This is a genomic window from Asanoa siamensis (assembly GCF_016862555.1).
Classification (GTDB): Bacteria; Actinomycetota; Actinomycetes; order Mycobacteriales; family Micromonosporaceae; genus Asanoa; species Asanoa siamensis.
Genome location: NZ_BONE01000045.1, coordinates 1 through 12,314, shown reverse-complemented (window position 1 = coordinate 12,314; position 12,314 = coordinate 1). Strand labels below are relative to the sequence as shown.

At 74.1% G+C, this 12,314-nt stretch carries 12 protein-coding genes; 3 read left to right on the top strand and 9 right to left on the bottom strand.

What is annotated here, in order from left to right; genetic code table 11:
* Positions 1 to 68: 68 nt before the first annotated feature.
* The 5 genes from murJ to recN form a co-directional block, all read right to left on the bottom strand.
* On the bottom strand, positions 69 to 1,685 hold the full coding sequence (gene murJ, locus Asi02nite_RS25375; RefSeq protein ID WP_239127066.1) for a murein biosynthesis integral membrane protein MurJ: 1,617 nt from the start codon (positions 1,683 to 1,685) through the stop codon (positions 69 to 71).
* Positions 1,686 to 1,695: 10 nt separating this feature from the next.
* Positions 1,696 to 2,520: a hypothetical protein gene (locus Asi02nite_RS25370; RefSeq protein ID WP_203716422.1), complete on the bottom strand. Its 825-nt coding sequence runs from the start codon at positions 2,518 to 2,520 to the stop codon at positions 1,696 to 1,698.
* Positions 2,517 to 3,464, bottom strand: a complete 948-nt coding sequence (locus tag Asi02nite_RS25365; RefSeq protein ID WP_203716421.1) for a copper transporter — start codon at positions 3,462 to 3,464, stop codon at positions 2,517 to 2,519. The genes Asi02nite_RS25370 and Asi02nite_RS25365 overlap by 4 nt, the downstream gene beginning before the upstream one ends.
* Positions 3,465 to 3,503: 39 nt before the next feature.
* A complete protein-coding gene (gene steA / locus Asi02nite_RS25360; protein WP_203716420.1) occupies positions 3,504 to 4,685 on the bottom strand; it encodes a putative cytokinetic ring protein SteA in 1,182 nt (393 codons plus the stop codon).
* 201 nt (positions 4,686 to 4,886) lie between these two features.
* Positions 4,887 to 6,593 carry a DNA repair protein RecN gene (gene recN / locus Asi02nite_RS25355; protein ID WP_203716419.1) on the bottom strand — a complete coding sequence of 569 codons (1,707 nt, stop codon included), beginning with the start codon at positions 6,591 to 6,593 and terminating at the stop codon, positions 4,887 to 4,889.
* Between the two features lie 165 nt (positions 6,594 to 6,758).
* Between recN and Asi02nite_RS25350 the strand changes: the two genes are divergently transcribed.
* Together Asi02nite_RS25350 and Asi02nite_RS25345 are read left to right on the top strand one after the other, a co-directional pair.
* Positions 6,759 to 7,808 (top strand): glycosyltransferase family 2 protein, encoded by a 1,050-nt coding sequence (locus tag Asi02nite_RS25350; RefSeq protein ID WP_203716418.1) that lies wholly within the window; start codon positions 6,759 to 6,761, stop codon positions 7,806 to 7,808.
* Positions 7,805 to 9,238 (top strand): glycosyltransferase family 2 protein, encoded by a 1,434-nt coding sequence (locus Asi02nite_RS25345; RefSeq protein ID WP_203716417.1) that lies wholly within the window; start codon positions 7,805 to 7,807, stop codon positions 9,236 to 9,238. The genes Asi02nite_RS25350 and Asi02nite_RS25345 overlap by 4 nt, the downstream gene beginning before the upstream one ends.
* A 3-nt stretch (positions 9,239 to 9,241) precedes the next feature.
* Here the strand turns inward: Asi02nite_RS25345 and Asi02nite_RS25340 are convergent, their stop codons facing one another.
* The 4 genes from Asi02nite_RS25340 to Asi02nite_RS25325 are packed head-to-tail and all read right to left on the bottom strand — an operon-like array spanning position 9,242 to position 11,829.
* Positions 9,242 to 10,129 carry an NAD kinase gene (locus Asi02nite_RS25340; RefSeq protein ID WP_203716416.1) on the bottom strand — a complete coding sequence of 296 codons (888 nt, stop codon included), beginning with the start codon at positions 10,127 to 10,129 and terminating at the stop codon, positions 9,242 to 9,244.
* A 2-nt stretch (positions 10,130 to 10,131) separates the two neighbouring features.
* Positions 10,132 to 10,953, bottom strand: a complete 822-nt coding sequence (locus Asi02nite_RS25335) for a TlyA family RNA methyltransferase (protein WP_203716415.1) — start codon at positions 10,951 to 10,953, stop codon at positions 10,132 to 10,134.
* Between the two features lie 13 nt (positions 10,954 to 10,966).
* Positions 10,967 to 11,170, bottom strand: a complete 204-nt coding sequence (locus tag Asi02nite_RS25330) for a hypothetical protein (RefSeq protein ID WP_373312326.1) — start codon at positions 11,168 to 11,170, stop codon at positions 10,967 to 10,969.
* Positions 11,171 to 11,193: 23 nt separating this feature from the next.
* Positions 11,194 to 11,829, bottom strand: coding sequence for a phasin family protein (locus tag Asi02nite_RS25325; RefSeq protein ID WP_203716413.1), 636 nt, complete (start codon positions 11,827 to 11,829; stop codon positions 11,194 to 11,196).
* A 144-nt stretch (positions 11,830 to 11,973) separates the two neighbouring features.
* Here Asi02nite_RS25325 and Asi02nite_RS25320 point away from each other — a divergent pair, with 144 nt between their 5' ends.
* The gene (locus Asi02nite_RS25320; protein WP_203716412.1) at positions 11,974 to 12,309 is read left to right on the top strand and encodes an SCP2 sterol-binding domain-containing protein; all 336 of its coding nucleotides are present in this window, start codon (positions 11,974 to 11,976) and stop codon (positions 12,307 to 12,309) included.
* The last annotated feature ends 5 nt before the right edge of the window (positions 12,310 to 12,314 follow it).

The following is a 12,314-nucleotide window of genomic DNA, read 5'->3' as shown; positions in this document are numbered from 1 at the left end:
GGTCATTCGTACGCGGCCCGCGGTTCATTCTCGGTGATGCGCATGTGCATGCCCATTCGGGTGGCGCGTCAACCGGTCGCGCGGCGCAGGCGACGGCGGATCGCGGCCACGGCGGGGCGCACGTCGTGGCGGTCCAGGGGGTACGCGACGGCGACGAAGACCATCGCGACCACGATGCCCGCGACGACACCGTGCCAGAGCGCGTTCGGCTTGCTCGCGACGCTGCCGCCGCTGAGCGTGTCGGCCACCGCCCACCCGGCGGCGGCCGCGGCGGCACCGGCGGTCAGGCCGACCAGCAGCGCCCGGCCGAAGCCGGCCAGCGCGGCGGTGCCGGCCCGGCGGTGCACGACCAGCACCAGCAGGGCGCCGAGGACCAGCATGCCGATCGAGTTGGCCAGCGTCAGGGCGACCAACCGGCGTTCGGTGGCGAAGCCCGCCGCGAGCGCCACGGCGGCGACAGAGACGACGGCCCAGCCGGCCGCGGTGGCGGCCGCGGCGGGCCTGGGCAGGCCGCGGGCGTAGAGGGCGCGGGTCAGGATGGCGAACAGGCCGTACCCGATCAGGCCCGGCGCGAAGCCGGCGACCGCACCGCCGAGGCCGGCCAGCGCGAAGAAGCCGGCGACCGGTTCGGCGACCGCGAACAGCGCGGCGGCACCGAGGCAGCTCAGCAGCAGCACGCCGCGCGCCGCCGGGGCGAGCCGGTCCCGGTAGCCCGGGTGGTCGCCGGTGCTGTGCGCGGCGGCCAGCGCCGGGTAGACGGCCGTCGCGACGGGCACGGCCAGGATGGCCCAGGGCAGCAGGTAGACGGCCTGGGCCACGGTGAACACCACCGCGGTGCCCTGTGGACCGTCGTTGGCCAGCCGGAGCGTGATCAGGACGGCGACCTGCTGGAGGCCGACGGTGACCACGCCGGCGCCCGCCAGGTGCAGCGCGGACCGGCCCGACCCGGCCGGGAACCGCCACGTCGGGCGCAGCCGCAGGCCCAGACCGCGGACCGGGACGACCAGGCAGAGCGAGAGCACCACGACCCCGAGCGTGGTGCCGACCGCGAGGATGAGCTGGCCCGCGACGCCGACCCCGGGCACGTCGGCCCGGACGCCCTCGACGGCGGCGAACAGGCCGTAGGTCGCGGCGACCACCACGCTGGACAGCAGCGGCGCGATGACCGGCCAGGCGAACCGGCGGTGTGACTGGAGCACGCCGGTGAGCACGATGCCGATGCCGTAGAGCGGTAGCTGCGGCGCGAAGACCCGCAGCATGAGCACGCCGGCGTCGCGGGCCGGAGCGGAGAGGTCGCCGGCGAGGCCGTCGATGATCGGGCCGGCCAGCAGGCCCACGACCACCGCCAGCGGCACGAGCGCCGTCAGCGTCCAGGTCAGCAGGGCCGCGACCGTGGTCGCCTCGGAGCGCCGGTCGCCGGCCGTCACCGCGCCGGCCAGCAGGGGCACGACCAACGCCGCCAGGGCACCGCCGGCGACGATCTCGAAGATGATGTTGGGGACGGTGTTCGCGGTGACGTACGCGGAGCCGAGCAGCGTCGAGCCGACCAGCCAGCCGAGCACGGCGGTGCGCCCGAAGCCGGCGAGCCGGCTCAGCACGGTCAGCCCGCCGATCAGGCCCGCGGCCCGCGCGACACGCGGGCCGGGCACCGGAGGGGGGACGGCGGTGCCGGGAGGGGTGGACACGCTCACGTCGTCAGGGGCGCCGTCCGAGGGCGTCGATCTCGCGCAGCCCCGGTGTCCGCTGGATGACCTGGGTGAAGCTGACCCGTTCGCTGGCCGCGGTGAGCCCGGCCAGGCCGGCGAGCAGCACGGCCCGCCCGACCCGGCCGCTGCGGGCGGCCAGGCCTACCCCGAGCAGCGCGCCGAGGGCGTTGGCGCCGGCGTCGCCGAGCATGACGCGCTCGCCGAGGTCGTCGGGGAGGATGCCGGCCGCGGCACCGACCGGACCGGCGACCAGACCACCGACCGGACCGGACGCCAACGGCGCCGCGACGATCGTGCCGGCCTTGATCGCCCGCCCGGGACGCAGGTCGAGCAGGTTGAACAGGTTGGCGGTGCCGGCGATCACCCCAGCACCGAGAGCGACGTCGACGACCGTGCCGAGGCGGCCACGGCGCGGACCGTCGGCGGCGAGCAGGGCGCTGGCGGCCAGGGCGGCCGCGCCGACCCCGGCGATCTTGATCAGGCCGCTGGTCACCCGGCCCTCGCGGAGTGCGCCGAGGTGGCCCGTGAAGCCCTTGGCCTTGTGCTCGGGGCGTCCGCCGACCACGTCGTCGTAGAAGCCGACCGCGCCGGAGCCGAGACCGGCGACCAGCGCCGCGCCGGCCCGGGGCAGGCTGCCCGCGCCGGCCGCCGCGCTGGTGGCGGCGCCGATCGCGAGGGCCGGGCCGGCGGCCAGGGAGACCGTGTGGCCGCGGAAGTTGGTGCGGTCGAGGTGCGACACGCCGCGCAGCGCCCGCAGCGTGGCCCGGGCGGCCAGCGCGCCCGCCGTGGAGAGGGCCAGGGACCGGAGGCTCACTGCGGCTGCTGCGGCATCATCGAGGCGGCTCCGGCGCCGAGGCCGTACTGCCCGGCCTTGTTGTCGTTGACCATCTCGGCCGTGGCCAGCGCGGTGACGACCTGGCCCTGGGTGGTGTTGGCGTTGTCGATCGTGCTGATCGACTTGACCAGCGCGCCGTCGCCGCGGATCGCCGCGACCACGTTGCCGTCGCTCGCGCCGTTGCCGGCCACGACCACCGAGCCCTGCTTGTCGAACTGGCTGACCATGGTCACGACCGCCTGGTCCTTCTGCGCCGAGTCCTTGTCGACGTAGGGCAGGCCGCTGACGATCACCACGGCCTGGGCGGGCTCGGTCACCTTGTCCTTGCCGGCGTCCGGGTAGCTGATGTATTTCGCCTTCTCGTACGCGGTCAGCAGCGCGGTCAGGTCGGTGGCGGCGGGCGGGGTGCCCTGGGTGCGGTCGAGGACGCCGCTGGCCAGCAGGGCGCTCGCCGTCTCCACGCCGTCGCTGTTGCTCGGCAGCCCGGTCACCGGGATCGACGGCTGCGCTGCCGACGCGGCCAGGTAGAGCAACTCCTGGGAGTTGGCCGGGAGGAAGAACGAGTCCTGCATCTCGATGCGGCCGGTGATCGTCGCCCCGGCCGTGGTCAGCATCGTGCGGATCTGGTCGGCCTGGTCGCGGCCGCTCGGCAGGGTCACCATCAGCACCTTGCGGCCCGTCAGCCGGCCCGGGAGGACCACCTGCGCCATCTCGGCGGCGAAGTCCTCCTCGCGCTTGACCTCTTCCTGAAGGCTGGAGACCGAGTCCCGTAGCTGGGTGTTGTCCTTTTTCAGCTCGGAGACACGCTGGTTGAGCGAGTCGGCGACCGGGCCGTTGAGCGCCGCGGTGCCGACCACCAGCCCGATGGCGAGGGCCAGGAACACCGCGGTGAGTGACACCACGTGGTACCGGAAATTGATCACGCTGTTTGCCTTCTGATTTCGGTGGGGAACGCCCCGCCGTTAGCTGAAGAGCTGTCCCAGTTGGAAGACCAAATTGTTCCACCACTCGGAAAGCACCCCGAGGTAGGCCTTGCCCACGGTGGAGACGGCGACCGCGGAAGCCATGGCGGAAACGGCGCTGAGCACCAGTAACAGCAGCGAGGAGCCCGAGATGCTCTGCCGGTAGAGGCGGCTGACGCCCTTGGCGTCGACCACCTTGCCACCGACCTTGAGACGGGTGAGGAACGTGGACGCCATCCCGCCGCGGCCCTTGTCGAGGAACTCGACGAGGTTGTTGTGCGTGCCGACCGCCACGATGAGCGTGGCGCCCTTCTCGTCGGCCAGCAGCATCGCGACGTCTTCGCTGGTCGCGGCGGCCGGGAAGGTCAGCGCGGAGAGCCCGAGCTGGTGCACCCGGGCCAGGCCCGGCGCGCGCCCGTCGGGGTAGGCGTGCACGATCACCTCGGCGCCGCAGCGCAGCACGTCGTCGGTGACGGAGTCCATGTCGCCGATGATCATGTCGGGCGTGTAGCCCGCCTCGACCAGCGCGTCGGCACCGCCGTCGACACCGATCAGGACCGGCTTGAACTCCCGGATGTAAGGCCGGAGCACGTCGAGGTCGTCCTTGTATTCGTAGCCCCGCACCACGATCAGGCAATGACGCCCGGCGATGCTGGTCTCGATCTCGGGGACCCCGACCCCGTCGAGCAGGAGGTCGCGCTCCTGCTTGAGGTATTCCATGGTGTTGGCGGCGAAGGCCTCGAGCTGGACGGAGAGGCCCTCGCGGGCGTCCGCCATCGCCTTCACGACCGTCTCGGTGTCCTGGCGGGTGCCGTGCGCGATCGGCTCGCCGCCGACGAACACGGTGTTGCCGTCGATCCGGACCTGGTCGCCCTCGCGGAGCTGCTGGAAGACGCTCTCCCCCAGGTCGTCGACGAGCGGGATGCCGGCCTTGACCAGCACCTCCGGCCCCAGGTTGGGGTAGCGGCCGGAGATCGAGGGCTTGGCGTTGAGCACCGCGGTGACGCCGACCGCCACGAGCGAGTCGGCGGCCACCCGGTCGAGGTCGACGTGATCGATGACGGCGACATCGCCCGGCCGCAACCGGCCGACCAGGCGCTTGGTCCGGCGGTCGAGGCGCGCGGTGCCGGTGATTGTGCCCGGTTCGGCGCTCCGGGTCCGGCGCAAGGTGGGTAGACGCATCGTGACCATCCTGGCATGTCCGGCGAACGAATTGCGGTCGCGACATGCCTGAGCAGGGGTGCTTGCTGTGGCACGCGGATATCTGGCCGGTGCGCGCCGCCTCTCAGCGAACCATGCGGGCGCCACCGGCGGCGGTGGCCCCCGTCACACCCTGCCCTACTTCGGTCGTCTCCGCCCACCCACGGCGTGCGACACCTGGGTCTAGTTGCGTCGTTCCCGGGCCGCTACCGCGAGCAACTCTTCCGCGTGCGCGATACCCAGATCCGAGTCGGGCAAACCCGCGAGCATGCGGGCCAGCTCCCGGGCACGCTCGGTGTCCTCGACGACGCGGACGCCGCTGGTGGTCACCGCGCCCCCGGTGTCCTTGGCGACCACGAGGTGCCGGTCGGCGAACGCGGCCACCTGGGGCAGGTGGGTCACCACCAGCACCTGGTGGGTGCGGGCCAGCCGGGCCAGCCGTCGGCCGATCTCGACCGCCGCCCGGCCGCCGACGCCCGCGTCGACCTCGTCGAAGACCAGGGTCGGCGGGCCGCCCGCGCCGGCGAAGACCACCTCGATCGCGAGCATCACCCGGGACAGCTCACCGCCCGAGGCGCCCTTCTGCAGGGGCAGGGCGGGTGCGCCGGGGTGGGCGAGCAGCCGTAGCTCGACGTCGTCGGCGCCCTCGGCGCTCGTGGCCGCGGCCGGGACCACCGCCACCTCGACCCGGGAGTGCGGCATCGCGAGCCCGGCCAGCTCGACGCTGACCTGCTCGGAGAACCGGCCGGCGGCCTCCTTGCGGGCCGCGGTGACCCGGAGGGCGAGCGCGTTGACCTCGTCCTCGAGCCGCTGGCGCTCGCGGTCGAGCTCGTCGAGCAGGTCGTCGGAGGTGTCCAGCTCGCCGAGCCGGCCGCGGGCCCGGTCGGCCCAGGCGATGACACCGTCGACGTCGTCGGCGTATTTGCGGGTGAGCGCGCGCAGGTCGGCCCGGCGCCCGTAGATCGTCTCCAGCCGGGCCGGGTCGGCGTCGAGGCTGTCGAGATAGGAGGAGAGCTCGGCGGTCACGTCGCCGATCAGGGTGGCGGCCTCGTCGAGGCGCGCGGCGAGGTCGCCCAGCTTGGCGTCGACGCCGGCCTGGCCCTCGAGCGAGCGCTTGGCCGAGCCGAGCAGCCCGACGGCGTGGGGTGCCTCGTCGGCGCCGTCACCGGCCACGGCCTGGTAGGCGGCGATCGCCGCGACCCGCAGCCCCTCGGCGTGCTCGAGGCGCTGGGCCTCGGCCTTGAGGTCGTCGTCCTCGCCCGGCTGGGGATCGACCCGGGTGATCTCGTCGAGACCGAGCCGGAGCAGGTCGGCCTCCTGGTTGCGCTCACGCGCGTTGCGCCGCCGGTCGGCGAGGTCGTCGGCGACCGCCCGCCACCGGCCGAACGTCTCGCGCATCTCGCCCAGCAGCTTCTCGTGCTCGGCGCCGGCGAACCGGTCGAGCGCGGCGCGCTGCTCGGCCGGGCGCAGCAATCGGAGCTGGTCGGACTGGCCGTGCACGGCGACCACCTGCTCGCCGATCTCAGAGAGCGTGGAGACCGGCATGGACCGGCCGCCGACGTGGGCCCGGGACCGCCCCTCGGCGGTGACCGTCCGGCTGAGCAGCAGGGACCCGTCGTCGTCGGGCTCGGCACCGGCGTCGGCGACCCGGGTGTGGACGGTGGTGGCGACGGCACCGGCGAGCCGCAGCCGGCCCTCGACCATCGCGCGCCCCGGGTCGGCCCGCACCCGGCCGGCGTCGGCCCGCCCGCCGAACAGCAGGCCCAGGCCCGTGACCACCATGGTCTTGCCCGCACCGGTCTCGCCGGTGATGACGTTCATGCCGCGGGCGAGCGGCAGCGTCGTGTCCTCGATGACCCCGAGGCCGGTAATCCGCAACTCATCCAGCACAGGACACGACAGTAGTAGCGGGGTCCGACAGTTGACCAGCCGCGCCCCGTTGTCGCCGAAAGTGGTAGCACGCTTTGCCGGTAAACCGTTTGGCAGCCGTTTCGTCACCCGCCGTTCGTCCGGCGCTCACGATCCTGCCCGGCGGGTTCCGGACGCTCTGTGGTCATGCCGCTGATCAGCGTGGTCGTCCCCGTCTACCGGGTCGAGGCCTACCTGGCCGACTGCCTCGACTCCGTGCTCGCGCAGCCGGGTGACATCGAGGTGGTGGCCGTCGACGACGCCTCCGACGACGGGTGCGCCGCGATCCTGGCCGGCTACGCGGCCCGCGACGACCGCGTCCGGGTGGTCACGCTGCCCCGCAACGCCGGCCTGGGTGCCGCCCGCAACGCCGGCGTGGCCGCCGCGACCGGCGAGTTCGTCTGGTTCGTCGACGGCGACGACTGGCTGCCGGCCGGCAGCGTCGCGGCCGCCGTCGACCGGCTCCGCGCCTTCGATCCCGACGTGCTGGTCCTCGGGTACGGGCGGGTCTACGCCGACGGCTCGGTGGAGCCGCACCTGCCGGGCGTGGAGACCGGCACGCCGACGGACCGCCCGGTCACCCTGGCCGAGGCACCGCGCCTGGTCGAGCACCTCTGGCTGGCCTGCACCAAGATCTTCCGCCGGTCGTTCCTGCCGGTCGATTTCCCGGCCGGCTGGTACGAGGACGTCGCCTTCGTCCTGCCCGCCCTGCTCGCCGCCGAGAAGATCGTGCTGCTCGACCGCGACTGCTACGCCTACCGCCAGCGTCCCCGGCAGATCACCCGTACGGTCGACGACCGGCACTTCGACGTCTTCCTCCAGTGGGACCGGGTGTTCGCGTTCATGAACGCCGATCCCACCCGGTACGCCGCCGTCCGCGCCGCGATGTTCCGCCGGATGATCTGGCACTGCCTCCAGGTCCTCGGTCACGAGGAACGCATCGCGCGCGGCCGCCGACGCGCGTATTTTCTCCGTGTGAGCGCGCAGTACCACCGTCATCAGCCGGCCGCCGGGGCACCCGTGCCCGGCGGCAACGAGGGCGTCAAGCAGCGGCTGGTCGCCGCCGGCGCCTACAACCTCTACGAGGGCCTGATGGCCGCCTGGAACGTGCGCAAGCGCCTCTCGGCCCGCTCGGCGCCGGCTCCCGTCGTCGCCCCGGCGCCGGCCGCGCCGTCCCTGGAGCGGGTCACCGGTTGATCCCCGCCGGCCTGCGCACCAGCGCGCCCGAACGGCTCGCCGGTGCGGTCGGCACCCGGGTCGTCCGGGTGGGCGACAGCGCGCTCGTCGTCGCCGGCTCCACCGACCATCTCCGCGACGTGGCGAGCGGCCCCTTCGCGGCCGAGCCGGCCCGCCGGGTCCGGGTCGTGGTCGCGTACTGGCGGCACACCCCCTGGTCGGTCCCGGTGGCCCCGGCCCCGCACCTGGTCCGCCACCGGGTCGCCCGCCCGCACCTGCGGCGCGGCTCGGCGGTCGTCTCGCTGCGCTACGCCCGCCCCGTGCCGCTGGGCGACGCGATCCGCAGCGCCCTGACCGCCCTCGCACCGACGACACCGTGGCCCACCGCCCCGCCCACGCCGGGGCCGGCCCGGTTCGACGCCACCCGGATCAACCCGCGCGGGCGGCGGCCGTGCGCGTACGGCCCGGACGCGCCCCGGCTCGTGCTCGACTCCCCCACCTTCGACGCGGCGTCGCTGGCCCGGCTGCGGGATGCCGCCGCGGCGACCGTGGGCCGGCACGCCGGGCCCGCCGCCGTGGCCGCGCTCTGCGCGACCGGCGTGCTGGTCGACGCGTCCGCGCTGGCGCCCGCCACCCGGGCGGCCTTGGCACCCGACCTGCTGGAGGTGCTCGACGCGCCACCGCCGGCGGCCGACCCGCTGGCGGTCGAGGCCCGTAGCGTCCGGCAGCGCCGGGCGGCGCTGCGCGCGCACGCGACGGGACTCGCGGCCGGCTCACCGCCGGCGGTCAGCGCGATCCTGGCGACCCGCCGCCCCGAGTTGCTCGGGCCGGTGCTGGCGATGCTCGCCGGGCAGACGTACCCGAATCTGGAGATCGTGGTCTGCCTGCACGGCGTGCCCGCGCCCGCGGACCTGGCGACGGCACTGGCCGGGCGGCCGCACCGGATCGTCGAGGTGCCTGGCGAGGTCAGCTTCGGCACGGCCCTCGGGCTGGCGACGGAGCGGGCGTCCGGCGCCCTGGTGACCAAGGTGGACGACGACGACACCTACGGCCCGGAGCATGTCTGGGACCTGGTGCTGGCCCGGCACTACTCGGGCGCGACGCTGGTCGGCAAGGGCAGCGAGCTGGTCTTCCTCGAGGACCGCGGCACGGTCCTGCGGCGCCGGTCCGGCACGCCCGAGGCGTTCGGCGAGATGGTCTCCGGCGGCACGATGCTGCTCGCCAAGGGCGACATCGAGGCGGTCGGCGGCTGGCGCCCGGTGCCCCGGTCGGTGGACCTCGGCCTGATCCAGCGGCTGGTCCGCGCGGGCGGCACGATCTACCGCACCCATCCGCTCGGCTACGTCTACCACCGCCGGGCGACCGGCCACACCTGGGACCCGGGCGAGGACTACTTCCTGCGCAACTCCTCGGCGACCTGGCCGTCGATCCCGCCCGACGCGCTCGCCTAGGCCCTAGATCCGGCCGCCGCGCCAGCCGTCGACCGGCAGGCCGAACTTGGCCACCAGGCGGTCGGTGAACGGACGGGGGCGCAGCCGGACGATCCGCACCGGCAGCGAGCCGCGCTGCACCGTCACCTGGGCGCCGGGCGGCAGCTCGTAGACGCGGCGGCCGTCGGCGCAGAGCACCGCGAACGTGGTGAACGGGTCGACCGTGATGGCGAACGTCGACGTCGGCGCGGTCACCAACGGCTTGCTGAACAGCGCGTGCGCGCTGATCGGGACCAGCAGCAGCGCCTCGACCTCGGGCCAGACCACGGGACCACCCGCGGAGAACGCGTACGCCGTGGAGCCGGTCGGGGTCGCGCAGACCACGCCGTCGCAGCCGTAGCGCGACAGCGGCCGCCCGTCGACGTCGACGAGCAGCTCCAGCATCCCGGCGCGCTGTCCCTTCTCGACACTCACCTCGTTGAGCGCCCACGACTCGACCACCTGGCCGCCCGGCGTCAGCTCCGCCCGCACGTCCAGGGTCAACCGCTCGTCCACCGTGTAGTCGCGGTTGACCACGTCCCGGACCGCCTGGTCCAGGTCGTCGATCTCGGCCTCCGCCAGGAAGCCGACCTTGCCGAGGTTGATGCCGAGCAGCGGCGCCTTCGCCGGCCGGGCAAGCTCCGCGGCGCGCAGGAACGTCCCGTCACCGCCGAGCGCGAACACGATCTCGGCGCCGTCGGCGGCGTCCAGGTCGCTGCGCGGCACCACGCCGGGCACCTCGAGGTCATCGGCCTCGTCGGCGACCACCCGCACCTCGAAACCGGCCCGGATCAGGTCGGTCGCGACGGTACGGGCGTGCTCGGTGCTGCGCCGCCGCCCCGTATGGGTGACGAGCAACGCCACGCGGCTCATGCCTAGACCGCCTCCTCGCGGACTGCCGCCGGGCCGGCGGCGACGGTCGCGCGCACCGCGTCGGGATCGACAGGCGGTGCGTCGCGCCGGAACCACACGAAGAATTCCACATTGCCGCTCGGGCCCGGCAGCGGGCTGGCGACGACGCCGGCCACCCCGAGACCCAGGTCCGCGCCGGCCGCGGCGACGTCGAGCACCGCCTCGACACGCAACTCCGGCTCACGGACCACACCGCCCTGTCCTACCCGCTCCTTGCCGACCTCGAACTGCGGTTTCACCATCAGCGCGAGGTCGCCATCGGGTTCGGTGCAGGCGGCCAGGGCCGGCAGCACGAGCCGCAACGAGATGAACGACAGGTCCGCGACGGTCAGGGCGACCGGGCCACCGATCAGGTCGGGTTCGAGGGTACGGACGTTGGTGCGCTCGAAGACGCGTACCCGGGGGTCGTTCCGCAGTGACCAGGCGAGCTGGCCGTAGCCGACGTCGACCGCGACCACCTCGGCCGCGCCGGAACGCAGCAGCACCTCCGTGAAGCCGCCGGTGGACGCGCCCGCGTCGAGGCAGCGCCGGCCGGTGACGGTCAGCCCTCGCGGGCCAAAGCCGGCGAGGGCGCCGAGCAGCTTGTGCGCACCCCGGGAGACCCAGGTCGGGTCGTCGCCGGTGACCAGCACCGGGTCGGCCGGGTCCACCATGGCGGCGGCCTTGCGGGCGATCACGCCACGGACCTTGACCCGGCCGGCGTCCACCAGCTCGGCGGCCTGCTCCCGGGACCGGGCCAGCCCGCGGCGGACCAGCTCGGTGTCGAGTCGGTTTCGACGAGCCATGTGCCGCGGTGGCTCAGGCCTGGTCGATGGTGGCGAGCGTCTCCCGCAGGGTGCGGTAGGCCGCCTCGTACTCGGCGATCTGGTCGGCCGGGGACAGCTCGGCCGCGTTGGTCATCGAGCGGATCGCCGCGTCGACGGCCGGGTGACCCGAGAGGCCGTCGGCGGGCGGCGTCAGCTCGACGGGCGGCGCGGATGGGGGCGCCGGGCGGGCGAACATGCCGGGGTTCGGGACGGGTGCCGTCACGACGTGCCACCCGCCTTCTTCGCGGGCGCCTTCTTGGCCGTCTTACGCGGGGCGGTCTTCTTGGCGACCGGGGCGGGGCTGTCGAGGTCGTCGGCGATCGACGCGGCGGACGGTGGCGCGGTCTTCTTGACGGCGGTCTTCTTGGCGACGGTCTTCTTGGCCGGCGTGGCCGTGGTCGGGTCCGGCGTCGCCGTGGTCGCGGCCGTGGCCTTCGTCGCGGCCTTCTTGGCCGGCGCGGCCTTCTCGGCGGGCGCGGCCTTCGTCGCGGCCTTCTTGGCGGGTGCGCTCTTGGCCGGCGGCACGGCGACCGCCTCGGCGGCGTCTGCGCGGGCCTTCTCGGTGCGCAGCTCGACCTCGAGGTCACGCACCCGGGTGTTGAGCTCGGCGACCTCGTCGGCGGTGGCCAGCCCCACCCGGCCGAGCGCCTTGTCGACCTCGAACCGGATCAGCTTCACGAGCGCCTCGCGGTTGGCGGCGCTGGTGGTGACCATCTCCTCGGCGATCGCGGTGAGCTGTGCCGCCGTCGCGCCGCCCTTGCCGACGAGCTTGCGGGCGACCTTCTCGGCCTTCTTCCGCGACGTCTCCGTCGCGCCCAGGGCCAGCTCCAGGTATGCCCGCCACGCGTCCTGCATCGTCTGCGTCCTCTCCCCAACGGTCCGGGCCCGCTCGCGGGCGTCGAACACGCCCGATCGGCTCCGGGTCCACGCTACCGGGCGCCGATGTCGGCCTTGTGCGGTACCGTGCCGGGAGATCACGTGGCGCGAGGGGAGAGCGGTTTGGCCACCGTCGACGAGTGCCGGGACGCGATGCACGAACTGGCCGCGAGGCTGGCGGGCAATGCCGATGCGCAGAGCCGGCTCGACCTCGAGCGCACCGTGGCGTGCCGGCTGACCGATCTCGACGCGGCGTTCCACGGCCGCCTGCACAACGGTCAGCTGATCGACATCGCCGACGGCGACGACCCCAAGGCGAAGATCGCGCTCAGCCTCAAGAGTGACGACTTCCTCGCCCTGGTCCGCGGCGACCTCGACGTCACCCGCGCGGTCGCCGCCGGTCAGATGCGCATCAAGGCCAACCCGTTCGACCTGCTCAAGCTGCGCAAGCTGCTCTAGTGTCG

Excerpts from the sequence above, each read along its gene's own strand:
- steA (WP_203716420.1), bottom strand. The coding sequence starts at position 4,685 with ATGCGTCTACCCACCTTGCGCCGGACCCGGAGCGCCGAACCGGGCACA.
- Asi02nite_RS25350 (WP_203716418.1), top strand. The coding sequence starts at position 6,759 with ATGCCGCTGATCAGCGTGGTCGTCCCCGTCTACCGGGTCGAGGCCTAC.
- Asi02nite_RS25340 (WP_203716416.1), bottom strand. The coding sequence starts at position 10,129 with ATGAGCCGCGTGGCGTTGCTCGTCACCCATACGGGGCGGCGGCGCAGC.
- Asi02nite_RS25335 (WP_203716415.1), bottom strand. The coding sequence starts at position 10,953 with ATGGCTCGTCGAAACCGACTCGACACCGAGCTGGTCCGCCGCGGGCTG.
- Asi02nite_RS25330 (WP_373312326.1), bottom strand. The coding sequence starts at position 11,170 with ATGTTCGCCCGCCCGGCGCCCCCATCCGCGCCGCCCGTCGAGCTGACG.
- Asi02nite_RS25325 (WP_203716413.1), bottom strand. The coding sequence starts at position 11,829 with ATGCAGGACGCGTGGCGGGCATACCTGGAGCTGGCCCTGGGCGCGACG.